General features: G+C 56.2%; 22 protein-coding genes and 1 pseudogene. 13 read left to right on the top strand and 10 right to left on the bottom strand.

Annotated features, from left to right (window positions below; genetic code table 11):
• Positions 1-5: 5 nt before the first annotated feature.
• Positions 6-1,862 (bottom strand): methyl-accepting chemotaxis protein, encoded by a 1,857-nt coding sequence (locus EDB94_RS17420; RefSeq protein ID WP_108019067.1) that lies wholly within the window; start codon positions 1,860-1,862, stop codon positions 6-8.
• Positions 1,863-2,420: 558 nt separating this feature from the next.
• Between EDB94_RS17420 and EDB94_RS17415 the strand changes: the two genes are divergently transcribed.
• On the top strand, positions 2,421-4,202 hold the full coding sequence (locus EDB94_RS17415; RefSeq protein WP_123499297.1) for a choice-of-anchor F family protein: 1,782 nt from the start codon (positions 2,421-2,423) through the stop codon (positions 4,200-4,202).
• Positions 4,203-4,286: 84 nt separating this feature from the next.
• On the opposite strand, the gene EDB94_RS17410 is transcribed toward EDB94_RS17415, so the two are convergent.
• Complete coding sequence (locus tag EDB94_RS17410; protein WP_146162220.1) at positions 4,287-4,703, bottom strand: hypothetical protein; 417 nt, start codon at positions 4,701-4,703, stop codon at positions 4,287-4,289.
• Positions 4,704-4,836: 133 nt separating this feature from the next.
• A complete protein-coding gene (locus EDB94_RS17405) occupies positions 4,837-5,373 on the bottom strand; it encodes a DUF2058 domain-containing protein (protein ID WP_014576759.1) in 537 nt (178 codons plus the stop codon).
• A gap of 106 nt (positions 5,374-5,479) precedes the next feature.
• On the opposite strand from EDB94_RS17405, the gene dbpA reads away from it, so the two are divergent.
• The 4 genes from dbpA (at position 5,480) to EDB94_RS17385 (ending at position 10,505) form a co-directional block, all read left to right on the top strand.
• Entirely contained in the window at positions 5,480-6,853 is a 1,374-nt protein-coding gene (gene dbpA / locus EDB94_RS17400; protein WP_108019065.1) for an ATP-dependent RNA helicase DbpA, read from the top strand.
• A gap of 223 nt (positions 6,854-7,076) precedes the next feature.
• Positions 7,077-7,328 (top strand): OadG family protein, encoded by a 252-nt coding sequence (locus EDB94_RS17395; protein ID WP_008172126.1) that lies wholly within the window; start codon positions 7,077-7,079, stop codon positions 7,326-7,328.
• Positions 7,329-7,369: 41 nt separating this feature from the next.
• Complete coding sequence (gene oadA / locus EDB94_RS17390; RefSeq protein ID WP_108019064.1) at positions 7,370-9,157, top strand: sodium-extruding oxaloacetate decarboxylase subunit alpha; 1,788 nt, start codon at positions 7,370-7,372, stop codon at positions 9,155-9,157.
• A gap of 13 nt (positions 9,158-9,170) precedes the next feature.
• Positions 9,171-10,505 carry a sodium ion-translocating decarboxylase subunit beta gene (locus EDB94_RS17385; protein ID WP_053114931.1) on the top strand — a complete coding sequence of 445 codons (1,335 nt, stop codon included), beginning with the start codon at positions 9,171-9,173 and terminating at the stop codon, positions 10,503-10,505.
• A 51-nt stretch (positions 10,506-10,556) separates the two neighbouring features.
• Here EDB94_RS17385 and EDB94_RS17380 read toward each other — a convergent pair whose 3' ends face one another.
• From EDB94_RS17380 to imuA, 3 genes are read right to left on the bottom strand one after another with little or no spacing between them, the layout of a single operon-like run.
• The gene (locus EDB94_RS17380) at positions 10,557-13,676 is read right to left on the bottom strand and encodes an error-prone DNA polymerase (protein ID WP_108019063.1); all 3,120 of its coding nucleotides are present in this window, start codon (positions 13,674-13,676) and stop codon (positions 10,557-10,559) included.
• Complete coding sequence (locus tag EDB94_RS17375; RefSeq protein ID WP_108019062.1) at positions 13,676-15,094, bottom strand: DNA polymerase Y family protein; 1,419 nt, start codon at positions 15,092-15,094, stop codon at positions 13,676-13,678. The genes EDB94_RS17380 and EDB94_RS17375 overlap by 1 nt, the downstream gene beginning before the upstream one ends.
• 9 nt (positions 15,095-15,103) lie before the next feature.
• A complete protein-coding gene (gene imuA / locus EDB94_RS17370; RefSeq protein WP_092031874.1) occupies positions 15,104-15,793 on the bottom strand; it encodes a translesion DNA synthesis-associated protein ImuA in 690 nt (229 codons plus the stop codon).
• Between the two features lie 128 nt (positions 15,794-15,921).
• Between imuA and EDB94_RS17365 the strand changes: the two genes are divergently transcribed.
• Complete coding sequence (locus EDB94_RS17365) at positions 15,922-16,269, top strand: 4a-hydroxytetrahydrobiopterin dehydratase (RefSeq protein ID WP_088557551.1); 348 nt, start codon at positions 15,922-15,924, stop codon at positions 16,267-16,269.
• Between the two features lie 62 nt (positions 16,270-16,331).
• Positions 16,332-16,607 carry a YrhK family protein gene (locus EDB94_RS17360; protein ID WP_014576767.1) on the top strand — a complete coding sequence of 92 codons (276 nt, stop codon included), beginning with the start codon at positions 16,332-16,334 and terminating at the stop codon, positions 16,605-16,607.
• Here the strand turns inward: EDB94_RS17360 and EDB94_RS17355 are convergent.
• A complete protein-coding gene (locus EDB94_RS17355) occupies positions 16,604-17,590 on the bottom strand; it encodes an integron integrase (RefSeq protein ID WP_311316508.1) in 987 nt (328 codons plus the stop codon). The genes EDB94_RS17360 and EDB94_RS17355 overlap by 4 nt on opposite strands.
• Before the next feature lie 369 nt (positions 17,591-17,959).
• On the opposite strand from EDB94_RS17355, the gene EDB94_RS17350 reads away from it, so the two are divergent.
• The 6 genes and pseudogenes from EDB94_RS17350 (at position 17,960) to EDB94_RS17325 (ending at position 22,315) form a co-directional block, all read left to right on the top strand.
• The gene (locus EDB94_RS17350; RefSeq protein ID WP_108019060.1) at positions 17,960-18,355 is read left to right on the top strand and encodes a DUF2750 domain-containing protein; all 396 of its coding nucleotides are present in this window, start codon (positions 17,960-17,962) and stop codon (positions 18,353-18,355) included.
• A gap of 84 nt (positions 18,356-18,439) precedes the next feature.
• Positions 18,440-19,620 (top strand): IS3 family transposase gene (locus EDB94_RS17345; RefSeq protein WP_108019059.1). Its coding sequence is split into 2 segments (ribosomal slippage): positions 18,440-18,736 and positions 18,739-19,620, totalling 1,179 coding nucleotides; the frame shifts between segments, so codons are not numbered across the junction.
• Positions 19,621-19,732: 112 nt separating this feature from the next.
• A complete protein-coding gene (locus EDB94_RS17340; RefSeq protein ID WP_108019058.1) occupies positions 19,733-20,422 on the top strand; it encodes a VIT family protein in 690 nt (229 codons plus the stop codon).
• An 84-nt stretch (positions 20,423-20,506) separates the two neighbouring features.
• Positions 20,507-20,833 (top strand): hypothetical protein, encoded by a 327-nt coding sequence (locus EDB94_RS17335; RefSeq protein ID WP_108019057.1) that lies wholly within the window; start codon positions 20,507-20,509, stop codon positions 20,831-20,833.
• A gap of 101 nt (positions 20,834-20,934) precedes the next feature.
• Positions 20,935-21,302 (top strand): annotated as a pseudogene (locus EDB94_RS17330) (cupin domain-containing protein).
• Positions 21,303-21,778: 476 nt separating this feature from the next.
• Positions 21,779-22,315 (top strand): GNAT family N-acetyltransferase, encoded by a 537-nt coding sequence (locus EDB94_RS17325; protein ID WP_108019056.1) that lies wholly within the window; start codon positions 21,779-21,781, stop codon positions 22,313-22,315.
• Between the two features lie 78 nt (positions 22,316-22,393).
• Here EDB94_RS17325 and EDB94_RS17320 read toward each other — a convergent pair whose 3' ends face one another.
• The 3 genes from EDB94_RS17320 to EDB94_RS17310 form a co-directional block, all read right to left on the bottom strand.
• Positions 22,394-23,434 carry a succinylglutamate desuccinylase/aspartoacylase family protein gene (locus EDB94_RS17320; RefSeq protein WP_260312622.1) on the bottom strand — a complete coding sequence of 347 codons (1,041 nt, stop codon included), beginning with the start codon at positions 23,432-23,434 and terminating at the stop codon, positions 22,394-22,396.
• On the bottom strand, positions 23,431-24,915 hold the full coding sequence (locus EDB94_RS17315) for a hypothetical protein (RefSeq protein ID WP_108019054.1): 1,485 nt from the start codon (positions 24,913-24,915) through the stop codon (positions 23,431-23,433). The genes EDB94_RS17320 and EDB94_RS17315 overlap by 4 nt, the downstream gene beginning before the upstream one ends.
• Positions 24,916-24,984: 69 nt before the next feature.
• The gene (locus tag EDB94_RS17310; RefSeq protein WP_404935311.1) at positions 24,985-25,917 is read right to left on the bottom strand and encodes an NAD(P)-dependent oxidoreductase; all 933 of its coding nucleotides are present in this window, start codon (positions 25,915-25,917) and stop codon (positions 24,985-24,987) included.
• Between the last annotated feature and the right edge of the window lie 6 nt (positions 25,918-25,923).

Here is a 25,923-nt window from a genome sequence, read left to right as displayed (position 1 = left end):
GGAACCTACAGCCGGAATCGCGCGACCAGATTCTGCAAATCGCTGCCGAGTCTGGCCAGTTCGCTGCTGGAGCTGGCGGTCTGGTTCGATGAGGCGGCGGACTGATCCGTAACATCCCGAATGCTGGTAATGTTCTGGTTGATTTCCTCGGCCACCGAGGTCTGTTGTTCGGAGGCTGTGGCAATCTGACTGTTGTACTGTTTGATCTCCTCCACAGCACGGGCAATGCGCTCAATGGTCGCTCCGGTTGCCGTGGCACGTTCAAGGGTGTTCGAGGCCATGGTGGTGCTGGACTCCATCGCGGACACCGAGTCACCGGCGCTGTTCTGAAGTGACGTTACCAGAGTCTCGATTTCCTGGGCCGATGATTGTGTCCGCTGTGCGAGAGAGCGCACCTCGTCGGCCACCACGGCAAAGCCGCGACCCTGCTCACCAGCCCGGGCTGCCTCGATAGCGGCATTCAGCGCCAGCAGGTTGGTCTGCTCGGCGACGGATTTGATCACATCCAGAACGGTGCCGATGTTCGCGGTTTCTTTCTGGAGTCCCTGGATGGTCTCCATGCTCTGGCTGACTTCCCGTGCCAGATTGTTGACCTGATCTACGGTCGCGCGGACTTCCCGCTCACCGTCGCTGGCCTGGCTGGCCGCATCGGCGGCCACGGAAAAGGCCTGTTCGGCGCTGCGGGCGATCTCACCAACGGTTGCGGTCATTTCGTTCATGGCGGTAGCAACCTGATCGGTTTCCTGCTTCTGACGATTGATGCCATCGCTGGTCTGGCTGGTAACAGTTGAGAGTTCTTCTGCCGAGGCTGCAATATTGGACGCCCCCGACTCAATACTTCTTACCAATTCCCGGAGGCTGGTCACCATGGAAGCCAGGGCAGCCATCAGTCGTCCGATCTCGTTGGTGCCGCTGGCCTTGATATCCACGGTCAGGTTGCCGGAAGCCACCTCGGAGGCGATATTCACTGCCTGGTTAACGGGGGAGACGATGGCGCGGGTAATGAGTAGGGCCATCAGGATGCCAAGAATAAGGGCGATACCGGTCGCGCCGAAGATCAACCAGGAAGCCTGCTCACGATCAGCCTCCATTTTCTCAGTCTGAAGTGCCCGAAGGTTATTTGCCGATTCGATGGCACTGCGAGCTGTGCTGACCATATCATCCGACAGCTGTTTTCCGGAGTTGGTGAGATCCACGACCGTTTGAAATTCATTGACATAGGTCTTCAGCGCAGCATTGATCTGGTCTTTTTCCTCGGTCGTGATCGCCGCTGATTTCAGCGGGCCCTGGACTCTTTTCGCATCATCGAGATAAGCCTTGACGCTGGCGTCATCATGTTCGATCAGGAACTTGCGTTCAGAGCGACGCATATCCTCGAAAATGGCTGAAGCGAAGAACAGAGAGCTGTGGGCCTTCAAAGAAGATCCGAAGATGCGGGCACTGGTTTCAAGGCGCTCGAGCGCTGCCTCCCGTTCACCAATGTTGGTTTCAACCTCGCCCATGAGCCGCTGGTATTGTTTTACGTCTGCCTGGATCTGGCCCAAGGTTTCAATATCCTTGGCGACTGCGAGCAGCGGCTTGATCTCATTGGTCAGCTCCAGAACCCGGTCGCCCTGGGCCTGAGTTCGGGCAACAGCCTGCGCCTCACCGGTCAGCAAGAAGTTCTTCTCCTCAACCCGGGCTTCGGTCAGGTTGGTGTTTACCTGCCCGAGCATGGCAACAATGTTCGAACGTTGGCCATAGCTCTCCAGGGCCCGATCACCTACCAATCCCACTACGATGGTCAGCAACAAGAGAACCGCAAAGCCGCCAGCTAATCTGGTCCGGATGGTCATGTTGGTGAAGAAGCTCGAGACTGTCATGGTTGTCCTTACTTGCTTGAGGGCAGCATCAAAGAGTGCTTTGCCTCATTTTCAGCGCGAGGCAGCAAACGAAATTGATACACCTAGGAAATTTGGAATCTTTTATTTGCAGCTATTAAGGCCGCTTTTATCAAAAGAATCCAGAGGCATACCGTAACAGATAGTTTCTGGACGAGTTTATTTGATACGGAAATGCAGTCATTCGCCGAAATAAAAAATCATTAAGCAGTGAGCCTACAAGGACTCGAGGGTGAACACTGCCTGATTGGTATTGAGGTCTGCTCGGCTTTGAGGGTGCGACAAAAAGTCACACCTATCGATTTGGTGGCTAGACAGGGACGACTGGCTGCAACTGCGAGTGGTGTTATGGAGTTTTCTTTCACAGGTAATTGTCATGAGACTCCTGTTGGTGGGGGTCTCATGCCTGAGTATACGGCCGATCGCGATGTTGCACCTTTGCGCTTCTGGCAAAAGCATGAGAACTGTTCGTGCTAGATTGTTCTACTAGTTGTAACTAAAAAGCATTTGCTTATCAGTTTTTGTGCTTTACGATTGTGAATGAACGGTAATCTTGAACTGCTCTATGTTTTGGATTTTCTGAACTGCATTAGGGAAAGCATTATGACTACTACAAAAAATGATTTTGCGAGAAATCGACTTGCTAGCGCCGTGTTTTGTTCCATGATTGGCCTGCCGTGTGTGGCTGTTGCGGCAACGATGGAGGGAGTGAACGAAGAAAACCTTGCGGTTCCACCGGTTGAAGGTAAAACCCTGGTGTATACCGATACAGAGGGAACTGCCAGCTTTGGGTGGCTCGATCCGGTTAACGATTTTGGCAATGTAGGGTTGGGGATCAAGGTCTATAACGAGCCGTTCACCGCCCAGCAGACATACGATTTTGCCGGTTGCCTGATGGCCCAGCCCGATCGTGCCCCCGGCGACAACTGTACAGCCCCGCCTGATTCCGGAAAGCGTTTCAAGCTCAAAACAACCGAAACCAATGGTCCCATCGACATCGTTGTCGACGTGTCAGCCGATGATTCTGTAAGTCTCTACCGGGTGATTGGCAAGTTTTCCAATCTTACCGACGCCTCCAATTCGGTTGGCGGTGATTTGAATGCGATCCGTTTCGAGCTCGGTTTTGGGGTTGGAAGCGAGTTTATGCGTTCATCTGTTGGTGATGGCCTCGGCTTTGGTTTCGCTGGTAATGACAAGCTTAGCATCGGGCCGGTTGGCAAATACCCCGGTGGTCTTTTTGGCGGAAGTAAAGTGGAAGGCCTTCCGTTCTTCAGTACCGAAGTTGCGCCTTTCACGGAATCGGTAGGAACGGCTGCCGATGGAGATGTGCTTGAAACCAATGGCACCATTGCCACGCAGTACAGTTCTTTGTTTGGTGATTGGCGGACGCTGAGCGAAACGCCCACGGGATGGTTTATTGATCACGACGGTAATCCGGCCAACGACTCGATCCTTCTGGCTTATAACGCCGGAACGGCTTCCGCGCCGGATTGGCAGACTTATGAAAAAGTCTTTAGTACGACAGTTGAGGTAGATGCCGATGGCGACAATACGGTAGATACTCTCGCTGATCGATGGGATCCCAACAGCATTAACTTCGACCCGAGCGTAGCCGATGATGTAGGGCCAATTGTGGATACCTTGGGTGAGGGGGATGCCCAAGATACTGTACCTGATGCAATTTCATTGAATCAGTCTTCTGCTGCTGGCCTGTATGTTGCCGATTACAACAATACGGGCGAGGGTTTCAAAGTCCTGATCGATGGCGAGGCTGTAGCCATTGATGCCTTCGCCGAGTGGGCTAATCAACCTCCGAAAGTGCTCAATACTTCAGACGGCTCCCTCTACGCTACATGGAGGTCTGATGAGGGTGAGGATGGGTTGTATGAGTTGGCAGACGGCTCGTTCGAAACTCTTGAGGCTGTAAACGCGACGATTCTGGCTGATGAAGCGGCATATGAACGCGTTGCCGGTTATGTTCAAGGCCCGATTGAAGATCTCGCCAACGTCAATATCAACCCCACAATTTCAGTGGGCGCGGCTGCCAATTGGCCAACCTGTACTGGTGATGGTGTGAGTACGACTTGTAGCTTCACGTTCAGGGTTACCGGTCTGAATGGTGCAGTTGATGATCCGATGATTCCAGATACTCCGGTTGAACCCGAGCCTGGAGAGCCCACTGCAGCGTCCAGTAGTGGCGGCGGTACCATCTTTGGTTGCACCGCAGGCAAACCAGGTGCTCCGTTCGATCCGGTTCTGCCGGGCCTGGTGCTGATGGCGATGGGCGGCTTGTGGGCGCGTAAGCGTCTACGCAATGCCTGAATAATCTCGAGGTAAAAGGCGCAAATAAAAAGCGGGGCTGACAATCAGCCCCGCTTTTTTGTGGCCCGGAACAGCAATGTCCGACTACTGGCTGTTTGATCCTTTCATCTTATACTGCTGATTCTTGCCGTTACCGCCACCCCCGGCGCCTTGCCCATTTTGCTGGCCCATACCCTGGCCCATGCCTTGCCCGTTCTTCTGGCCCATGCCCTGGCCTTTACCCATGCCTTGTCCGGAACCCTGTCCCATGCCGTTCCTGAGCTCAACGCCACGCTCTCTGGCTCGTTCCATCATCCGTTCATGGTGGAGCTGGCGGTACTTCGCACGCTCGGCGTCGGTGTTCAGGTTGCGCATGGTTTCCCGGTGCTGTTGCAGCTCTTGCTGGGTCATCAGTTCCCGTCCGAAAACCTGGTCGTCCGATTGGGCGGCAACCGGCATACTGGCCAAAGACGCCAGTAACGTGGCGCCAGCTATCAAGCTCAATGATTTTTTCACTCTCATGGTTAATCCCCTTCGTTCTATGGATATAACTAAAGTATAGGCCAAGTCAGAAGTTTTGGGGTTATGAGTAGTACCTATGTATTTCCCGGGTGCATGTAGTACCAAAAGGGTGTATCTGCGGTTGAGTAGTGCGTTACCACATCAGATCATCAGGGATTTCGTAGCCTGCGTAAGGATCATCCTCGCCTGCATCGTCCTGTTTGCGATCATGAAGTACCACCACGGCGCTCTCATCCCGCTCCATGATTTTTCGGGCAACACCTTCCGCCACAATCTCGTAGTTATCGTTCACGAAAACAATTGCCAGGCGGCCGCGGGATAGCTGATCGACCATAGTGTCGTCTACGAAGAGCTTCTTGATCTTTTTGTCATGAACAAACTGATAGGAGGTTTCGCCGCGGCTTCGGTCCAGCCGGTTGGTTTCTACCAATTGCCGGATCTGGGCCTGGATGGCTTTCTTTTCGGCAGCGCGCTGGCGCTCCAGGTTGAGTTGGCGATCCCGCTCTGCTTTTTCCTCACGGGCCTGACGTGCACGGATCTCGGCCTCGTTAACTTCCACAGCCCCCTTGGGTTGCTGCTTTCTTTTCTTCCGTTTTTCGCTGCGAATGGCCTTGGCTTTTTTCTCGTCGGCAAGGCCGGCCTTCAGCAATTGATCCTGCAGGGATGCCATCAGTAACTCCGTTCTTTCGTTGCATATTCTGGTATCATTTCGGCCTAGTATACGCCCTCATTATTGCCTTCATAACCAGCTTCCGCTGAATCCGGGATTTTCTTCTATGTCTTCTTTTAACGACTTTGGCCTGTCTACCGCCATGTGCTCGAACCTTAACCAGCTGGGGTTTGCCCAACCCACGGAGATTCAGGCGAAGGCCATTGCCCCGGGGCTGGCGGGAAAAGACATCATTGCCATGGCCAAAACCGGTAGCGGAAAAACGGCGGCGTTTGGCATCAGCCTGGTTGAGCGGCTCAATCCCCGTCTGTTCGCGGTTCAGGCGCTCGTGCTGTGCCCGACCCGTGAGCTGGCAGACCAGGTCGCCAAAGCTATCCGTGAGCTGGCGAGGGCCCGGGACAATATCAAGGTGCTGACTCTGTGTGGTGGTGTTGCCATCGGCCCCCAGATCGGGTCCCTGAGCCATGGCGCTCACATTGTTGTGGGTACCCCGGGCAGGATTCAGGACCACCAGCGAAAGCAGACCCTCTCGCTGGTGCGGCTTAAAACCGTGGTGCTTGATGAGGCGGACCGAATGCTGGATATGGGGTTTCAGGAAGCGATGGAAGACATCCTGTCCCAGACTCCGCCATCACGCCAGACCATGATGTTTTCGGCGACCTGGCCGGCGCCCATCCGTGAATTGAGCAAGCAGTACCAGAAAAGCCCGGTAGACGTTCGGGCCGAGGACACCGGTGACAACCCGGACATTGAAGAGCTGTTCTACGAAGTGTCGCCACAGTCCAAATCGGATGCCATCGTAGCGCTGCTTTCCGAGCGTCAGCCCGAGTCCTGCATCGTTTTCTGCACCACCAAACAGCAGTGCGACGACATGGCGGCGGAACTCGGTGAGCGGGGTTTCTCTGCGCTGCCTTTGCATGGCGATCTGGAGCAACGGGATCGAGACAGCGTGCTCGTGCGCTTTGGCAATCAGAGCTGCTCCATCCTGGTTGCCACCGACGTGGCTGCCCGTGGCCTCGACATAAAGTCTCTGCCCCTGGTTATCAACGCCGAGCCCGCGCGGGATCCCGAAGTTCATACCCATCGGATCGGGCGCACCGGCCGGGCGGGGGAGCAGGGTCATGCCGTTACCTTCTGCACGCCGGCCCAGGGGCACAAGATTACCCGCATTGAGTCCGAAAGAGGCCGCAGCGTGACATGGGGAGACACAGAGAAACTCCTGGCGACGCCGCTGAAACCTGTCGTGCCCGCCATGAAGACCCTGTGCATTGCCGGTGGTCGCAAAGACAAGGTCCGTCCTGGCGATGTCCTGGGTGCCCTGACGGGCGAAGCAGGCCTGCCTGGCAAAGCTGTCGGCAAGATTGATCTGTTTGATCATCAGTGTTTTGTCGCGGTAGAGAAGTCGCTTGCAGCTAAGGCATTGGCCAGGCTCGAAAGTGGCAAGGTCAAGGGGCGGAAAATACGCGTTCGATATGCCTGAATGAGAATTGCTTCGTCTGTATAAATGCGTGTCTTTTCGGGCCGCGACGCTCGGAAACCCCGTATAGATTTTTGCATTCAGGTTGCCCGGGCACCCTGAAAACGGTAAATTACGCAGGATTTTGCCCCCCGAATTGTCGCGGAAGCGTGTTAGACCTTAGTCTAACTGGTCAGTCCGGGCACAGATCGGGAGAAATATAAATCAATACAGGTAGCTGTTCGATATGAATGACCTGATGTCACAAGCCGTCGATCTGATGATTGCCGGAATGGGGTTTGTATTCGTGTTCCTCATTATTCTGGTGTTCGCGACACTCCTCATGTCCAAGCTCATAGGACGGTTTGCGCCGCCAGAGCCGGCAACCCCGGCCAAAACGCCACGTGCCAAGCCGAAGGCGCCCGCGTCGGTTGACCCTGACACCGCCGAGGCCATCAAGAAGGCGATTGCACAATTCCGGTCCCGCCACAAGAAGTGAACCGGTAAAAGACTAGAACCTTTAAACAGAAGGCTGACACGATGACTGACACAAAGAAACCGCTGGGGATTACGGACGTTATCCTGCGTGACGCCCACCAGTCCCTGCTTGCCACCCGTATGCGGCTGGATGACATGCTGCCAATTGCCGAGAAACTCGACAAGGTAGGTTTCTGGTCCCTGGAATCCTGGGGTGGCGCTACCTTTGATTCCTGCATTCGCTACCTGGGCGAAGATCCCTGGGAGCGCATCCGCGAGCTGAAAAAAGCCATGCCCAACACCCAGCAGCAGATGCTGCTGCGCGGTCAGAACCTGCTGGGCTATCGTCATTATGCGGATGATGTGGTGGACCGTTTCTGTGAGCGTGCCGCTGAAAATGGCGTTGACGTATTCCGTATTTTCGATGCGATGAACGATCCCCGTAACCTGGATCGTGCCATTAAGGCCGTACGCAAGACCGGCAAGCATGCCCAGGGCACCATTGCCTACACCACCAGCCCGGTGCACACCATCGAGATGTGGGTAGAGCTGGCGAAAGAAGTTGCCGACATGGGTGCGGACTCCATTGCGATCAAGGACATGGCCGGTATCCTCAAGCCGTACGTGGCCTATGATCTGGTCAGCCGTCTGAAGAAAGAGCTGGATATTCCGATCCACATGCAGTGTCACGCCACCACCGGCATGTCGACCGCTACCGCCATCAAGGCTGCGGAAGCCGGTATCGATAACGTGGATACGGCCATCTCCTCCATGAGCATGACCTACGGTCACTCGCCCACAGAAGCCGTGGTTGCGATCCTGGAGGGCACTGACCGTGACACCGGCCTGGACCTCAACCTGCTTGAAGAAATCGCCAGCTACTTCCGCCAGGTGCGCAAGAAGTACGCGAAATTCGAAGGCAGCCTGCGTGGCACCGATTCCCGCATCCTGATTGCCCAGGTACCGGGTGGCATGCTCACCAACATGGAAAACCAGCTGCGTGAGCAGAACGCCAGTGACAAGTTCGACCAGGTTCTGGACGAGATTCCCAAGGTTCGCGAAGACCTGGGCTTTATCCCGCTGGTAACCCCGACTTCCCAGATCGTCGGTACCCAGGCGGTACTGAACGTTCTGACCGGCGAGCGCTACAAGTCCATCTCCAAAGAAACCTCTGCGATTCTGAAAGGCGAGTACGGTGCTGCACCGGCGCCGATGAACAAGGAGCTGCAGGAGCGTGTTCTGGATGGCAAAGAGCCTGTGACCTGTCGTCCGGCGGACCTGCTTGAGCCGGAAATGGACAAGCTGACTGACGAACTCAAGAAGCTGGCCGACGAGAAGGGCATTAAGCTGGCTGACAACGTTGAAGACGACGTTCTCACCTACGCGCTGTTCCCGCAGATCGGCCTGAAGTTCCTGGAAAACCGTGACAACCCGGATGCGTTCGAGCCGGTTCCGACCGCTGAAAGCGCTGCTCCGGCCGCGAAATCTGAAGGCCCCGAGACCTACACCGTTGAAGTGAATGGCAAGAAGTTTGTGGTTGCCGTTTCCGAAGGTGGCGAGATCAGCCAGATCCAGGGCGAGGGCGGTGCCGCTTCCGCACCGGCTGCTTCCTCGGCTCCGGCACCCGCAGCGGGTGAAGGCGAGCCTGTGGTTGCACCGCTGGGCGGCAACATCTTCAAGGTCCTGGTTTCTCCGGGTGACACCGTGGAAGAGGGCGATGTGATGATTATCCTCGAGGCCATGAAAATGGAAACCGAGGTTCGCGCGCCAAAAGCCGGCACAATCGGCGAAGTCTTCATCAAGGTCGGTGATGCCGTCTCCCCTGATGACGAAATGCTGACAATCGCATAAGGGCCAGCATTCCATGGATAAATTAATGACACTCTGGACAGGTAGTGGCCTGTTCAACATCGAGATCGGCCAGGTGATCATGATCGCCATCGGCCTCTTGCTTCTCTATCTTGCGATAAACAAGAAATTTGAGCCGTTGCTTCTGGTACCCATCGGGTTCGGCGGCATCCTGGCGAATATTCCGGAGGCAGGCCTTGCCCTGACTGCGGCGGAAAATGCCATCCATTTTGCCCTGAAGGAAGAGTCAACCCAGATTCTGGCTGCTCTGGCCGCACCTCTGGATGTGGCCTACCAGGTCGGGCAGGCGGTAACGCCAGAGCTGAAAGACGCCTTCAAGGTGGCCGTAAAAGAGGCCAGCTACTCTGAAATGGCGATGGCCAACTCCCTGGCCCAGGATTTCGGTTACGGCAATGGCATGCTCTATAACTTCTACTCCGTGATCATTGGCAGTACGGTTGGCCCGCTGTTGATCTTCATGGGTGTGGGCGCGATGACCGACTTCGGTCCGTTGCTGGCTAACCCCAAGACCCTGCTGCTGGGTGCCGCTGCCCAGTTCGGTATCTTCGGTACTGTAATTGGTGCTGCGCTGCTGGACTGGACCGGTGTTCTGGAGTTCAACATTCTGGAAGCCGCCGCTATCGGTATCATTGGTGGTGCAGATGGCCCGACTTCCATCTATGTCTCCAGTGTTCTGGCCCCGCACCTGCTGGGTGCCATTGCGGTCTCTGCCTACGCTTACATGGCACTGGTGCCGATGATCCAGCCGCCGATCATGAAAGCGCTGACCTCCGCTGAAGAGCGCAAGATCAAGATGACGCAGCTGCGCCCTGTCAGCAAGCAGGAAAAGATCATTTTCCCGCTGGTGGTTCTGATTGCGGTCGTTCTGTTCCTTCCGGATGCAGCGCCGCTGCTGGGTATGTTCACCTTTGGTAACCTGATGCGTGAATGTGGCGTGGTCGAGCGTTTGAGCGACACGGCCCAGAACGCGCTGATTAACATCGTGACCATTTTCCTTGGCCTGTCCGTTGGTTCCAAACTGATGGCAGACAAGTTCCTGGACGCCCAGACCCTGGGTATCCTGGGCCTGGGTATCGTGGCCTTCGGTGTGGGTACTGCCTCGGGTGTTCTGATGGCGAAGCTGATGAACAAGCTGAGCAAAGAGCAGATCAACCCGCTGATCGGTTCTGCCGGCGTATCTGCGGTGCCGATGGCAGCGCGGGTCTCCAACAAAGTGGGCCTGGAAGCCAACCCGCAGAACTTCCTGTTGATGCACGCCATGGGTCCGAACGTGGCCGGCGTTATTGGCTCTGCGGTTGCTGCGGGTGTAATGATCAAGCTTCTTGGCTGATTTGTTCACCGCAGTACAAAAAACCCCGCCTCTGTGCGGGGTTTTTTGTGTCTAATGAAAATTTCTGGAATTCACGGGTAACGACTGAATCAGGTGGCTGAGGTCCGAAAGCCGACCTGCCATCACATGCACAATGTCCCCCTGTCGCTCCAGCACTCCCTTCACATGCAGCAATCGGGCAGTCAGTAACGGCTTGCGCTGCCGCCGCGCCGTTTCCAGCCACACCACCACGTTCACATTACCGGTTTCGTCTTCCAGAGTGACGAAGGTGACGCCGGAGGCGGAACCGGGGCGCTGGCGGCCCGTGACGAGGCCAGCGACCTGAACCGGAATGCCGGCTTTGGTACTTTTCAGTTGCTCGGCACTGAGGCAGAACTTCAGGTGGCCCTGTTCCCGAAGCAGGGCCAGAGGGTGACGCTGCAGGGTGAGGCCCTGGCTGGCGTAGTCGGCCAGCACGTTCTGGCCTTCGGAGGGTTCCGGCAATTGCTGGCAGTAGTCCGGCTGGTAGTCGACCGCCGTTTCCTGAGCGAACAGCTCCGCAGGTTGTTCATGGTCGAGCAGTTGCCAGTACGCCTGGTGGCGGTTGGCGGTGAATGCCGGCATGGCGTTGGCCCCGGCCAGCAGCTCCATATCCCGCTGGTTCAGGGCGGCCAGTCGGCGAAGCTCGCTGGCAGAGCGGTAGCCCTCTGCTGGCCGGTTCTGGTGGATACGCTCGGCGCCGTAAACGGACAGGCCCTGAATAATTCTCAGGCCCAGGCGCAGATGGCGGTCTTCGTCTTGCAGGGTGTGGTCCCACTGGCTGGCATTCACGTCCGGCGGCAGCACGGTGACATTGTGGCGCCGGGCGTCCTGCACCAGTTGTGACGGGGAATAGAACCCCATCGGCTGGCTGTTGAGCAGGGCGCAGTAGAAGGCTGCCGGGTAGTGCCGTTTGATCCAGGCGGAGACGTAGACAAGCAGGGCAAAGCTGGCGGCGTGGGATTCAGGAAAGCCATAGCCGCCAAAGCCGCAGATCTGCTGGTACAGCCGTTCGGCGAAGTCGGCATCGTGACCACGCTCTAGCATACCGGTGACCAACTTTTCCCGGAACGGGGTCAGGTCGCCGTGGGATTTCCAGGCCGCCATGGCCCGGCGCAACTGGTCGGCTTCGCCGGCGGAGAAGCCGGCCGCCACCATGGCCAGTTTGATCACCTGTTCCTGGAAGATGGGCACACCGAGGGTGCGCTCCAGCACCTTGCGCACGGAATCGTTCGGGTAATCCACCGGCTCCAGGCCGTGCTTGCGGCGCAGGTACGGGTGCACCATGTCACCCTGGATGGGGCCCGGCCGAACGATGGCCACCTCAATCACCAGATCGTAATAGGTTTCAGGTTTCAGGCGGGGCAGCATGTTGATCTGGGCCCGGGACTCCACCTGGAAAACCCCGATGCTGTCGCCTGTCTGAAGCATGGCGTAGGTGTCACGGTCTTCCTGAGGAATGTCCTGTATCCGGAAAGGCTGGCCTTTTTCATCGCTGATCAGTTCCAGCGCTTTTCGAATGGCGGAGAGCATGCCAAGGGCCAGCACATCCACCTTCATCAGCCCCAGGCTCTCAAGGTCGTCCTTGTCCCACTGGATTACAGTGCGGTCGGCCATGGCAGCGTTCTCCACCGGCACCAGTTCGGCCAGTGGCCCGGCGCTGATCACGAAACCGCCCACGTGCTGGGACAGATGCCGGGGGAAGCCCAGCAGGGTATTCACCAGGGTGAAGAACTGGTCCGCCACCTGTGGGTTGCGGGTGATTTTCTTGTCGAGAATCTGCTGGCGCCAGTTGGTGGCCTTGTCCCGCCAGTCGATGCCTTCCAGCAGCTGTTCCACCAGGGCCGGATCAAACCCCAGGGCCTTGCCAACATCCCGAATGGCGCTTTTGGGCCGGTAACGGATCACCGTGGCAGCCAGGGCGGCGCGCTCACGGGTATAGCGCCGGTAGATATACTGGATAACCTCTTCACGCCGCTCGTGCTCGAAATCCACATCGATATCGGGCGGTTCGTTTCGGTCTTTGGAAATAAACCGCTCGAACAGCAGTTCCACCCGGGCCGGGTTCACCTCGGTGATGCCCAGGCAATAACAAACCGCAGAGTTTGCTGCCGACCCCCGCCCCTGGCAGAGAATCCCCCGGCTGCGGGCAAAATCGACAATATCGTGGATGGTGAGGAAGTAATGCTCGTAGTTCATCTCCGAGATCAGGCCCAGCTCCTTGCGGATCAGGCTCTGAACCTGCAGTGGTGTGCCATCCGGGTAACGCCGGCGCTCGCCTTCGCGGGTCAGCCGTTTCAGGTAGCCGGCCGGAGTCTCGCCTTCCGGCACCAGATCTGGCGGGTATTCATAGCGCAGGCTGCCGGGCTCGAAGGTGCACTGGCTGGCAATGGCCAGGGTTTCATGCAGCCAGGCTTCCGGAAACAGCCGTTGCAGAACGGGCAGGGGACGCAGGTATCGCTCGCCATTCTGGAACAGGCAGTGGCCGGCATTCTCCAGATTGGTGTGATTGCGCAGTGCTGTCAGTACATCCTGCAGCGGCTGGCGCTCCCGGCTGTGCATGTGCACCTCGCCCACGGCAGCCACGGGAATGCGCAACAGATCGGCCAGCCAGTGTATCCGCGCCAGCCGCTGCTCCTCGCCGGATTCCAGGGTGCGGGCCGCGGCAATCCAGATCCGGGGATCAAACAGGCGGGCCAGCCACTCGCCGCCGGCCAGCGCTTGATCGGAATCCGCTTCGGTAGGCGACGGGGGCAGCCACAGGCACAGGCAGTCATCCAGGGTGTGGGTTTCAATGTCCCGGTAAAACAGCTGGTAATGGCCTTTCTCAGCCCGACGGCGGCCGGTAGTGATCAACTGGCAAAGCTGGCCATAGCCTTTGCGCGTGCGGGCCAGAAGGATAAAGCGGGGCTGAGTGGCGCCGGCGGGGGCATCCGACAACTCAAACCAGCTGCCGGTAATGAGTTTTACAGGACTTTCTGCCAGCGCCGCCCAGGCCCGGGGAATGCCGGCAACGGAGCAGGCATCGGTGATGGCCAGGGCGGTGTAGCCCAGCTCATGCGCTCGCTCAGCCAGTTCGTGGGGGTGAGAGGCCCCGGTGAGGAAGGTGAAATTGCTGAAGCAAAACAGCTCTGCATACTGCTGCCCGGACATCAGCCAAACCACCCATGCACAAACCAGCCTTCCCGGGCATCCCGGAAGACCCAGGCCAACTGGCCGCTGCTCAACTGGGCAATGTAATAATCCCGGTGCACGCGCTGGCCATCCCACCAGCCACCGCTGATGCGCTCAGGCCCGGAAAACCAGGTAACGGGTGCCTCGGTCAGCGGTTGCGGGCCTTTCAACAACCAGAGCGGCCGCCTGGGCAGTTCTGCTGCCGGTACTAGCGGCGTTCCGGTTTTACGCAGAACTTCCGAGGCTGACCAGGCCCGTTCGGGACGATGATCCGCCTGGGGCGAGAGCTGCCTGAGAGCCTGATCGCCCAGACGCGCCTGCAGCCGGCTGATCAGGGTATGCCAGGCTTCATTCAGATCCTGGGTTTCACCCAGAAGATCCTGCCCGGAGGGTGCTTCCCGTGACAGGAAACGCTTCACCAGCAAAACCATGGAGATAACCGGGGAGCTCAGGGAATGTTGCTCCAACCGCAGACGAACCAGGTTCAGGAAATGATCGGCCCGGTGCTCCGGCCCGGATGTGCGAATCTGCAGCCGGGTTGGTTCCGCATGCCGGTGCTTCAGAACCAGCCGCAGGCTGTCGGTATCCTGCTGACGCCAGCACAGATCCTCTTCCAGTTCGACAAGCATGCGCTGGAGCGGAAACAGCAGCCCCTGGGTGTGTTCTATTTCCTGCACAAAATCCGCCTGTTGCCGGAACGAGTGGGGCGGCTGCCAGGGCGTGCGGGGATCTGGCCGGGTGCCCTGGATTTTCTGTATATAAGCCAGAAGCTCTGGAGACAGACGCCGTGCCAGTTCGCCGGGCGGTAAATCAAACACCTCTCCCAGCGTGTTCAGCCCCAGGCGCTGCAAACGGGTACAGGCTTTCTCGTTGAATTCCGCTGCCAACAGGGGCATCTGGCTCAGGCTTCGAAGAATGTGGCCTTTGTCTGCCGTGCATTCCCCCTTGCCGGCGCGGGCAATCAGCCGGGCCGCCAGAGGGGTATAGCCAATACCGATCCAGGCGTTCAGCTGGCGCTCATTCAGCCCCTGTTCTACGGTTTGCCAAACGGCGGGCAGCCCACCATACAGTTTTTGAAGGCTGCCAATTTCGGCCAGCAGACCATCGGGCGGCACCAACACAATATGGGCCGCATAGCGGTACAGCCAGCGGGCCTGATCTTCCAGAATCCTGGCTTCCTGGGTTTCATCGGCCCGCACCATGCCCAGATCCGGGGCCAGGCTGATGGCGGTTTTCAAGCGCATGCCGCTACGAATACCCTGGCTCCTGGCGTCCGGGCAGGCCTGGATCACCTTCTGGCCAGAGCCTTCAACCACCACCAGGGCGCCCTCATCTTCACGGGTGCGCCGAATATGGTCCAGCACCAGGTGCGGGAAATGCAGATACAGCCAGAGCATGGAGCGTTATTACCCGGTTGAACCCGACCATGGGCCCCGGACAACCCGGGTGGTTTCACGGAAGGAGAGATCGGCCCGCTGGGCCATGGCCAGTGAACAGCGCTGCCCGGGCCAGCTACCTCGGCGCTTGAGCACATTCACCTTGAGATCCTGCTGCTCCCCCGGTTCCAGCTCCAGCCGCAGGGCAGCCGGAGAATTTTGCCCGGCGTAACGTCGTTCCCGGAACAGCACACACACATTGCTCCCGGCTTCGGCGGCCAGTTGCAGGCGCCGGACCTCCCGTGAGGCCAGCTTTCCCGGCCAGGCCATTACCAGGCCTGTTACTGGTGAACGCAGACAGTTCTCCAGTGTCCACAGAAAGTCGCCCTCATCGTCGGTATGGATCAGCACCACTTGGTCCAGGTTGACGCCTTCCCGGGCCAGGGCAGGGGCATAGGGCGTATGCGGCGGGTTCAGCCAGAACACACTTTTGCCTTCTTCACACACCCGTTGCATCAGCGGCAGAAGCAAATGCAGCTCACCAATACCCGGTGCATCCAGCAGGCATTCGCTCAGGGCACCCCGGGGCCAGCCCAGGCCACCGAGCTGGTTATCCAGCACCTGGTAACCGGTTGATTGCGCAGGCTGTGTGGTCTGGGTGTGGCGGTGCCCCTGCCAGACACGGGCATCCTGCATCAGCGTGTTCAGAAGCTCGCTCATGATGAAAACTCTCGAAATACTGTTTAAATATACAGTATTCGGAAAGCCGCCGGATTTCAAGAGAAGGGTTGATAAAGCGAAGGGCACGACCCACGCTTGTAATACAGCCATCAACCATGGAGGTTGAAATGAGTGACCTGAAAGCACACAGCTGTGAAGCCTGCAGCCCGAACGCACCCAAGGCGACCGAGGAAGAAAAGCAGCAGCTGCATAAAGAGGTTCCAGACTGGGAAATTCTGGAAATTGACGGGGAAGAGCAGCTCCATAAGGTCTACAAACTTAAAAACTTTGTGAAGGCCCTGGAACTCACCAACAAGATTGGCGAACTAGCCGAAGAAGAAGACCATCACCCGGTGGTTGTTCTGGAGTACGGCAAAGTTGCAGTAAGCTGGTGGAGCCACGAAATCGGCGGCCTGCACAAGAACGACTTTATCCTGGCAGCGAGAACCGACGCTGCTTTCAACGACATGCAATAATCCCAATCGCGGCGGAACCCGGTTTCCGCCGCGCTCCTTCCGGACCGGAGACCACCAGACGAATGGTTGAAAACCGCACCGATAACCCCCTGACCCTGAAGCTCGGCAGGGAAGAGCTCATCATCCGGCGCCGCTACGAAGTGGTCAGCATCATCAACGACTTTTTCATCGCCATCTGGTTTCTGGTGGGGAGCATCCTGTTTCTCTTCCCGGAATACGAGAAAGCGGCCATCTGGCTGTTTATCATTGGCAGCTTCCAGTTCCTGATCCGCCCCACCATCCGGCTTATCAGCCACATCCACGTTAAGCGAATTCCAGCCAGTAACTGGGAGAGTTAGAAGCCTTCGTCAACCGGGCTGCGAACGCCAAAACCGCCCTTGCGAATGACATGAGTATAGATTTCCGTAGTGCGCAAATCCGAGTGGCCGAGTAGCTTCTGGATAGTGCGGAGATCGTAGCCGGCCTCAAGCAAACGCGTGGCAAAACTGTGACGAAAGGTATGACTGCCCGCGAGTTTGCGGATACCTGCTGCCTGAATAGCGCGGCGAAAATGCTTCTGGACCGTCCTGTCGAGCAAGTGATGGCGCCGGTGGATGCCGGAGCGAGGATCTCGCGATAGTTCCTGCGCTGGAAAGATATACTGCCAGGCGGGCTCTTGGCTGGCGCTTGGATATTTGCGTTCCAAGCCTGCTGGAAGATAAACCGAGCCGAACCCCTTCAAGAGATCCGCCTGATGTAAATACAGCGCGGAATCGATCTGTTGCTTTAACGGTTCGACGAGGCGATCCGGTAGCAGTGTAATTCGATCTTTAGAGCCTTTGCCGCCTCGAACAATCAACTGTTGCATATCAAAATCAACATCTTTGACTCTTAGGCGCAGGGCTTCGTTGATACGCAGACCAGAACCATATAGGAGCATGGCAACAAGCTTGTAATCTCCGCTCAGGTTGCGAATTACAGAGCTGGCTTCTTCCTTGCTGAATACCGTTGGGAGCTTTACCGGCTTTCTGGACTGTTCGAACTTCAGGTCGTCCAAAGGTTTGCCAAGGAATTCCCGGTATAAAAACACCAATGCGTTCAAAGCGACTCTCTGGGTAGAGGCGCTCGCATTCGCCTGCAAAACCAGATGAGACAGAAACGATTCGACTTCCATAGAGCCCATGGTTTCAGGGTGCTGGAGGCCATGGAAACGGATGAAACGTTTAATCCAGAACAGATAGGTTTTCTCTGTTTTATACGCCATGCCCCGCAGGCGCATGAAACTCCGAACCTTGTCCAAAAAACGGGTTGGTTGTGCAGGTAACGGGGTGGGGATATCCATATCCATTCATCCTTGGGTGCTGTTTTTATATACAGTACTTCGGTTTGGGTTGAAGTCAAGAGAGTGATGTTGGCGGAGTTATACGAACGCGTTCGCAAAATTCCAAAAATCACATGAGAAATGACGGTAACTATCTGATAGGGTTGATAACTTAGAAAAGTAATGGCGGAGTTATACGCCTATGGCGGGAGCAGGAGTGGCTCGGGAGAGGGCGCATAACTCTGGCGGTAGCCGTGGTTAATTATGCTCAAGTGTTTGTTTTTAAAAGAGAAGTTCCTTTTTTCTTGAGCGCGTTTGAATGGAGTTTTACGAACGGGTGATATACGAACGCGTTCGTATAATTAGCTGTTATGCTCAAAAAGAAATCACATGCCTTATCGAATGAATCCCCAACAATATGAGTCTGTTTTAGCACTTAGCAGTGCTGATCGAAGCACTCATTTTGTCGGTAAGGTGGCTGATTGGCAGCAGCTATGGGGTGTGAAAAAGGAAGACGGTTGGCTGGTTCCAATTACCCCCGATGATTTGGAATATTTCCCTGTCTGGCCGCATCCGGAATATGCTCAAAAAATCGTAGATGAGCACTTACCTGGCCACCATGCGGTTGAAATCACGCTAGATGAATTCCTGACTCATTGGCTCCCAACTTTCGAGAGTGACGGCGTAAAGGTGGCAGTGTTTCCAAACAAAGAGTGGGTTTTCTGGGTGATGGAGCCCAAAGATTTGGAGCAATGCCTGCGAGATGAGCTGGCATTGTATGAATAAAGCATAACCAGTAGGTGAAGCCGACCGTGGACTTCCCCCAGTTCAGTAGACACGCATCGATAACTCCTCAACAGGAGAAGAGCGATGCCGAAGATGATCACGGGGAAGAAGACCCAAAGGTACAGCCTTGAGTTCAAAGTCAAAGCGGTTGAATGGAGCTACCAGCCCCACCGAAGTGTAAAGGGGGTCGCCGAGGCGCTGGATATTCACCCCTTCATGCTGTCACGCTGGCGAAAGGAATACCGGGAAGGAAAATTCGCCATGAAGCGGGTGAAGAAAGCGCCTGATGAAGCCAAAAAGTTGATGAAGGAGAGGGATGAGATCAACCGCCTGAAACGCCGGATAGCGGAGCTTCAGGAGGAAAATGACATCCTAAAAAAGTTTCAACGTTTTCAGGCAGAGGAACGACGGAAGCGTTCAGATTCGTCTGGAAACACCGGGGACAGCACGGAGTAAAGGCGCTCTGTCGTCACCTGAACATCTCGCGGTCTGGCTACTACGCCTGGGCAAACCGCAAGCCCAGTCAGAGAGCTGCTGAGAATGCTGATTTGCTGTTAAAGATCCGCAGAGTCTACAGCGACAGTAAAGGCCGTTATGGTAGCCCTAGAGTCTATCAGGCTCTTCGTAAAGAGGGCCTGATTGTGGGTGAGAATCGGGTTGCAAGGGTCATGCGCGAATGGGGAATGAAAGCCCGTGTTGCCCGCGTATATCGCCGAATGAGGAAGCTCAGGGAAGACCTGAAAGCCCTGCCCAATCATCGACTGGAGGCCGACAAACCGGCGGCAGCGAATCTGCAATGGAGCAGCGATGTCACCTACATCAAGCTGGGGAAGAAATACGTGTTCCTGGCGGTGGTGTTGGATCTGTATTCCCGACGCATCATCAGTTGGCGACTAGGTGAGAACCTGAGCGCGGATTTCGCCAGGGCCACGCTCCGGGAGGCCTTCACGAACCGGAAACCAGCCTCAGGCCTGTTGTTCCATACGGATCGTGGTATCGAATATCGCGCCCACAAGACCCAGGCTCTGCTGAATCAGTACCGGGTACGACACAGCATGAACCGCCCAGGACAGTGCACGGATAATGCCGAGGTGGAGTCCTTCTTCAAGACACTGAAGGGCGAGTTGCTGCACGCCACGAGCTTCGTGACCATGCGGCAGTTACGGAAACATATAAGTAACTATATTGAGTGCTTTTATAACAGCCAACGGCTGCACAGTGGCCTTGGTTACCGGACTCCGATAGAGTTCGAAGGAATCAATTAATGGGGCGTGTCCATTTTATTGGGGGAAGTCCACGCCAACTACGCTGCGCTCCGTTGCCGCCCATTACCACTGGCGTTAGGCGCTACTGCCCACCTTTATATTTGGACTTCGCATGAAGCATTCTGAACGGCACAGAACAAAACGGATCGGCTGGCTGCGTGCTGCAGTTCTTGGTGCAAACGACGGGATTGTATCTACTGCAAGCCTGGTCCTGGGTGTGGCGGCGGCAGGGGCGGACTCCAAGGCTGTGTTGGTTGCAGGCGTTGCTGGTCTAGTTGCTGGCGCTATGTCTATGGCAGCAGGTGAGTACGTGTCAGTCAGCTCTCAAGCCGACACCGAGGGGGCCGATCTTGCTAGAGAGAAGGCCGAGCTGGCTGATGCGCCTGAACAAGAGCATGCGGAGCTTGCCGAGATTTACGTCAGGCGCGGGTTAGACCGGGCGCTCGCAGACACAGTAGCAAGTCAACTGATGAAACAGGATGCACTGGGCGCGCATGCCCGCGATGAGCTTGGCATTTCAGAAGTCTCTACTGCCCGTCCAATCCAGGCTGCGTTTGCATCGGCAGGCACATTCTCGGTAGGTGCGGCCCTTCCCCTATGCGTCGTCCTGTTGTTTCCAGCGTCGTTGCTTATGTGGGCCGTCCCTGGCAGTTCACTGCTTTTCCTTGCCTTGCTAGGCTCATTGTCAGCGAAAGTCGGCGGCGCTCCTGTTCTTAAGGCTGCCTCTCGGGTTACGTTTTGGGGGGCATTGGCAATGGCTTTGACGGCTGGGGTCGGTGCGCTTTTCGGGGTGGCCGTATGATGTGCTGGCGGTGCATTTTCTCGCCTAACAAGGCGCTGCTGTCGGACAAATTTGCCGCAGAGCGCGGCGTTATGTGGCTACTGAATGAGCATTGAGACCGTTCTCGCAATATCAGCCTCCCTCTTGATCATTCCGGTTTTGATCACCCGCTGGCTATGGTTTTGGGTTTTCTCGTTGGTATTGGGGCTCCCGATGATTGGAGTTTGGGCGGTGTATTTTTACCAAACATCGCAGCCTGAATACTCTGGTTCTCCACAGGGGTTTCTCGGCATCTTGATAATGGTGCTGATCTCAGGATCCTTAGCATTGGGAATGTTCCTGCGGTACATTCGGTGGGTAATTGGAATTAAAGTACGCGAAATTAAGACCGCAAAGGCGTTGGACTCCGGCGGCTCAGGGAGCAACACATAACCAACTGTTGTAGTTCGTTCCCGGCCTGGCGGGCGTCTACCGGGCGCCCTAGTCGGGTGCCGTTTAATATTGGCATTAACTGTCACTGAAAAGGAGTTCACATGGGCTATCAGGCGATTAATTTTAAAAACAAGCTCGGCCTCTTCGATGAGCAATGGTCACCGAAGGTCATCGCTGAGATGAATGACTATCAGTTTAAAGTCGTTAAAATCCAGGGCGAGTTTGTGTGGCACGATCACAAAGACACAGACGAGACTTTTATAGTCCTTGAGGGAAGCCTCAGAATCAATTTCAGAGACGGGCATGTGGACCTATCTGAAGGCGAAATGTACGTGGTCCAGAAGGGCGTTGAACACAAGCCTTTTGCGGAACATGAGGCAAAAAGGTTCTACTTATCGAGCCACGTGGAGTCGTGAATACTGGCGACGAAACTGGTACCCAGACGGCAGAGAATGACGTTTGGATCTAAATTGGTTAACACAAAGCCATCAAGTTCGTTCCTGGCCGAAGGCCCTTCAACGGACGTGCATTACATTGCGCCTTCAGCTCCATTACATGGGCGCGCATTCTGCAAGCGTTAGTTACCAAAGGAAATCGAGCATTGTGATGTCGAAACTTATCCTCTTTGCCATAAGTGTAGAATCGAGAAAGTCTGCTAAAAATTGGCTTTAATGCGACCGATTTTCGGCCCCTTCGCGGCGCCAAATCGGAGTTTGAGCCAGGCATTAGCTGCAACCAGATTGCAACGTTGATGACCATTGTGATTGCCATCTTTTGCCCGGCTTATTTTAACCGGCATGTTTGGTCAATGAGTGAAGGTAGTTAAACAGTCGATCAACCGGACACGAAAAGCATACCGCTTGTGCTTTCCTCCGCTGGCGATTATTTCGGCATTATCTGTAAATACGAGCTTTTCTTAGTCGGTCTCCATAGGGTTCCCAATACATGAAGTTCTCGAAGTATAGCGAGTCTGATCGTCAGGAAATCGAGGCCCTGTTTACCCGGACATTCTCTGATTCAGAAGGTGAGTCCGAGGGAAAGCTGATTGGCCATTTGGTACATGAGTTGATGAATGGGGACGAAACCGATGACATGTTCGGGTTCATCGCTACCGAGCAAGGGCAGATAGTCGGGTGTATCTTTTTCACGAGATTGTCGTTCGGCTCCCGCGTAAATGCATTTATGTTGTCACCGGTAGCCGTTGATACAGACCATCAGGGGAAAGGCGTTGGTCAAAAACTGATTAATTTTGGCATTGAGCACTTGCGTGAACTGGGTGTCGAACTCATTTTTACCTATGGTGATCCGAACTACTATTCAAAAGCGGGTTTCGAGCACGTACCTCAAGAGGTTGCGGAAGCGCCATTTAAATTAACCCATCCAGAGGGGTGGCTGGGGCAGTCGTTGGATGGCGGCAGTATTAAGCTCCCACTGGGGCAGGCGTGTTGCGTTGAGGCATTCAACGATCCTCAATATTGGTAGATCCATCGACCGCACCGAGAATCACATATCAATTCGCGTAAGACAGACGTCCGTGACGAGCCGCCGATTCGCTTGGCGTCAAAAAATAGGCTCCCCCGTTGCCTTGACCGCATAAAACAGGCAGTCACTCTTCGCAATAACCGGGTTGGTGGTAATCATAAAGGTCCTGAGGGCCTGGGCGGGGTAGATCTTCCCATCCCTGACCTCAAGTACCTGTGCCATGTTCTCTTTTCGGTTGTGGCCGATCGCGGTGAGTATGCCGAGGCCTTTTTTGCCAACCCACCCCAGGGGCTCATCCGGGGACACGATTCCGAAATTACGATGTTCGATGTCGGGGGGGAAGGTCAGATCGGCGTGGCCGGTGGGTTCGAGGCGGTATTCTATGGTTGCTTCAGGCGCCAGTTCCACCCGGATCGGATTGCGCAGCACGGTGACGTCCCAGTCCGCTTTTTCCAGTGACAACACATCTGGCCTTGAACAATACCGGACGAGTCCCTCATAGGCCAGTTCATGTGCCTGCTCGTCCTGGGAACCACCACACTCGATGGTTACTGTGGGCACCTCCTGCTCGGAATATTCCATCAGCGCCCCCAGGCGTAGATCCGTCATGATGAGGCGGTCGGTAAAGAGCGATGTCAGTGCCTGATGCGCTGCGTCATTGGTGATGGACACGGCGAACGCAGGGCCTGAACCTGAGGTGTTGTGAACATCCAGCAGGCATTCGGGCTTCGCGTTATGGAGTTCTGCCAGCATGGCCCTGGCAATCGCTCCTTCTTCTCCCTCGAACGGTTCCTTGAAACATCGGTTGAGGTCACGTCCGTCTGGAAGCTGTCGCCATGAGAGTGTGGGAGGAATCTTTGCAGGGTAGATGCCGCCCAGAAGAAACAGCATGTTAACTGCCGGGGTGTGCTGTTCGAGCAGCCATCGATGAAGCGCAAGCAGGCCAGAAGGCTCATTGCCGTGAAGCAGCGTTGCCATGGTTCGGGTCCGGGAGCGATCACGACCGGCAACACGAATAATCGTGGGCTTTTGTAGCTGGTCCAACCACTCAAGGGCGGAGCGGCCCAGGGTCCGGGGCGAGGGATCATTCAAATAATCGAGGACGTTCGAGTTACTCACGGCGACAATGTCCATTCATGGAGCGGCGTATTTGTCTTCTGGTTGGCCATGTACAGGGAGAGCATGGTCTGGAAGGCCTCATCGGGGCTCAGGGATTTGAACAGGGATTCGGTGATTTGGCGTTGCCACCGGGCGCCCGACATGGCGGTTTCAATGCGGCCTTCGATAATTCCCAGCAAGCGGTGAATTTCTGACTCGTCCACGGCTGTTTGTGCCAGTGCGTCCCGGGCGCGGGGTAGCAGATCCCGGGCCACGGTTAACAGGGGCGTATCCTGCAACTGAACCTGATTCTTGTTTGGCCATATGATTTCTGCGCCAACGCCATATTTCGCGGCGCGGTAGAAGTTGTGTTCCGTGTAATGGAAGGGAAGTATCGACGTCAGATGATGAATATCATCAAGGACTGCCAGCGCAGCGCCAATTATGAACAGTCCGTTCGCACACATATCAGCAGCCGTAGGTCCTGCCGGCATTGAGCGAATCTCGATGCGCAGGTGGCCGCCTTCGGTATGGTCGTAGATGGCACGGTTCCAGGGCCAGGTGGTTCCCTGGTGCAGTCGCAGTTCAGCCAGTTTCGGCACATCACCGCGATCAATCACCGCCATCGGGTCTTCCTCCGACATCAGTGGAATGATGGGCGGATAGAGCGATGCCGAGGCGGCAAAGAGTTCCCAGGCGCTGCGTGTCCAGCCATTGCCGTAGTATACCCGTGGCGGATGGCGCCAGGTTTTATGGTTGGGCGATCGGCTGTCGATGGATTGCTTGAACAGGGCAATGCGGGTTTCGTCCCACAGGTGGTGGCCAAACAGGCTGGGTGAATTGCTGGCCAGAGCGAGGACAACCGGCGTGACCAGTTGGACCGCATTGAAGTAATCGGCAAAACGGTGTGCGGGCACCCGCCAGTGAAGCTGGAAGGACGTGTTTGCTCCTTCCATATAGACGTCGTCAGCTTCCAGATTGATAACGTCGTTGCCACCAATATGGATGCTGAATGGCTCTCCCCGTTGCTGGATCAGCGCTTTGGATAACGCATGATAGCGGGGCTCGTCTGTCATTGCCTTCGCACCCATATCAGACTGGCGAAGCGTGGGCAGAATGCCGATCGGCACCAGTTCTCCATCCAGTGATGCGGCGTGCTGGTTGATCCGTTGGATCGCAGAGAGCAACTCCTGCTCTGTTCTGGCGAAGGGAGAGCCCTTGAAAGCCTGGGGGCTGAGATTGTATTCGAGATTGAAGCGGTTAAGCTCAACCGTCAGTTGAGGGTCCTGAACGCGGGCGGCGATTTCCGTGTTGATGGGTTGAACGCGCAGGTCCGGGTTTACGATGTAGAACTCTACCTCGGCTCCGATAGAGCTTGCGCCTTCGCCAAAGCCGGACCGGTTCAGAAGACGAGTAAGTGCTTTAAGATCCGTCCTGACCTTGGCGGCAAAACGTTCAAACTCTTCCGGCGCAAACTCTGTTGTCTTGATCGACAGTCCCACGTCAACGTCATCCTCGCACCCACTTATCTTGATAGTAGTGGAAGATGTGCGCCAACGTTAACTGCCGAGTCAGTGCCGGTTGAGAAACTCAAACACCGACGCAAAATCCTTGCGGCCCCAGCCACTACTGCTGGCACTGCCGTAGACTTCTTTGGCCAGGTTGGCCAGATACAGCGGCTGACCCACTTCGTAGGCCGTTTGCTCCAACAAGTGCAGGTCTTTGTGCATCAGCTCGAGCGGGAACTGGGCGTCAAAGTCCCCATTGCGGATCAGCTCGGCCTTGCCGCCGATAAAGGGCGGAGTCACAGGTAAGTTTGGCAGTGTGTCCATCAGGAAATCTCTTGAGAACCCCAGTTTCTCGCCCAGCAGAGTGGTCTCGGCAAAGGCGAGCATGGACTGCGCCAGCATGGCATTCACCAGCATTTTGAAGGCGGTTCCGCGACCGACCTGGCCCACGTGCACAATTTTCTTGCCCATGGTTTGAAGGAGCGGCTCTACCGATTGAAAGTCCTCGTCGTCGGCGCCAACCAGGAAGGTCAGTTCGCCGCTTGCAGCCGGCTCACGGGTGCCGGCAACCGGGGCATCCATGAACCGAATGCCCCGAGCTCTGGCGACTTCTGCGGCGTACTCGGTGAACGATGGGTTCACAGTGGAGCAATCCACCCAGAGGGCATTCTCCGCCATGGCGCTGACAAATCCATTCTCGCCGAGGGCCATGTCCTCAACAACGGGAGGAGAGGCGAGCATTGAGAAGACCACATCCGCCTGCCGAACGGCGTCGGCCGCCGAATCGGCGACTTTTGCGCCTTTATCTTTCAGAGGTTTTGCGGCTTCAGTCGATCGGTTGAAGACGATCAGGTTGACGTCGCCCTTGTCCAGAAGGTTCGCTGCCATACGCGAACCCATGATGCCAAGTCCGATAAAAGCTACTGTTTGCGTCATCTGTGTCTGCTCCGGTTGATGCGTCTTCAGAGGGTCTACCCAATAACCTGTGGACGTGATTCTTCA

Source organism: Marinobacter sp. 3-2, from assembly GCF_003751355.1.
Taxonomy (GTDB): Bacteria; Pseudomonadota; Gammaproteobacteria; order Pseudomonadales; family Oleiphilaceae; genus Marinobacter; species Marinobacter adhaerens.
The sequence above is the reverse complement of the archived record's forward strand: the minus strand, read 5'-3'. Positions and strand labels throughout refer to the sequence as shown.

Excerpts from the sequence above, each read along its gene's own strand:
- EDB94_RS17335 (WP_108019057.1), top strand. The coding sequence starts at position 20,507 with ATGAGCATTGAGACCGTTCTCGCAATATCAGCCTCCCTCTTGATCATT.
- EDB94_RS17365 (WP_088557551.1), top strand. The coding sequence starts at position 15,922 with ATGAGTGACCTGAAAGCACACAGCTGTGAAGCCTGCAGCCCGAACGCA.
- EDB94_RS17350 (WP_108019060.1), top strand. The coding sequence starts at position 17,960 with ATGCCTTATCGAATGAATCCCCAACAATATGAGTCTGTTTTAGCACTT.
- EDB94_RS17355 (WP_311316508.1), bottom strand. The coding sequence starts at position 17,590 with ATGGATATCCCCACCCCGTTACCTGCACAACCAACCCGTTTTTTGGAC.
- EDB94_RS17410 (WP_146162220.1), bottom strand. The coding sequence starts at position 4,703 with ATGAGAGTGAAAAAATCATTGAGCTTGATAGCTGGCGCCACGTTACTG.
- imuA (WP_092031874.1), bottom strand. The coding sequence starts at position 15,793 with ATGAGCGAGCTTCTGAACACGCTGATGCAGGATGCCCGTGTCTGGCAG.
- dbpA (WP_108019065.1), top strand. The coding sequence starts at position 5,480 with ATGTCTTCTTTTAACGACTTTGGCCTGTCTACCGCCATGTGCTCGAAC.
- EDB94_RS17340 (WP_108019058.1), top strand. The coding sequence starts at position 19,733 with ATGAAGCATTCTGAACGGCACAGAACAAAACGGATCGGCTGGCTGCGT.
- EDB94_RS17325 (WP_108019056.1), top strand. The coding sequence starts at position 21,779 with ATGAAGTTCTCGAAGTATAGCGAGTCTGATCGTCAGGAAATCGAGGCC.
- EDB94_RS17415 (WP_123499297.1), top strand. The coding sequence starts at position 2,421 with ATGAACGGTAATCTTGAACTGCTCTATGTTTTGGATTTTCTGAACTGC.
- EDB94_RS17395 (WP_008172126.1), top strand. The coding sequence starts at position 7,077 with ATGAATGACCTGATGTCACAAGCCGTCGATCTGATGATTGCCGGAATG.
- EDB94_RS17420 (WP_108019067.1), bottom strand. The coding sequence starts at position 1,862 with ATGACAGTCTCGAGCTTCTTCACCAACATGACCATCCGGACCAGATTA.
- EDB94_RS17360 (WP_014576767.1), top strand. The coding sequence starts at position 16,332 with ATGGTTGAAAACCGCACCGATAACCCCCTGACCCTGAAGCTCGGCAGG.
- oadA (WP_108019064.1), top strand. The coding sequence starts at position 7,370 with ATGACTGACACAAAGAAACCGCTGGGGATTACGGACGTTATCCTGCGT.
- EDB94_RS17405 (WP_014576759.1), bottom strand. The coding sequence starts at position 5,373 with ATGGCATCCCTGCAGGATCAATTGCTGAAGGCCGGCCTTGCCGACGAG.
- EDB94_RS17380 (WP_108019063.1), bottom strand. The coding sequence starts at position 13,676 with ATGTCCGGGCAGCAGTATGCAGAGCTGTTTTGCTTCAGCAATTTCACC.
- EDB94_RS17385 (WP_053114931.1), top strand. The coding sequence starts at position 9,171 with ATGGATAAATTAATGACACTCTGGACAGGTAGTGGCCTGTTCAACATC.
- EDB94_RS17375 (WP_108019062.1), bottom strand. The coding sequence starts at position 15,094 with ATGCTCTGGCTGTATCTGCATTTCCCGCACCTGGTGCTGGACCATATT.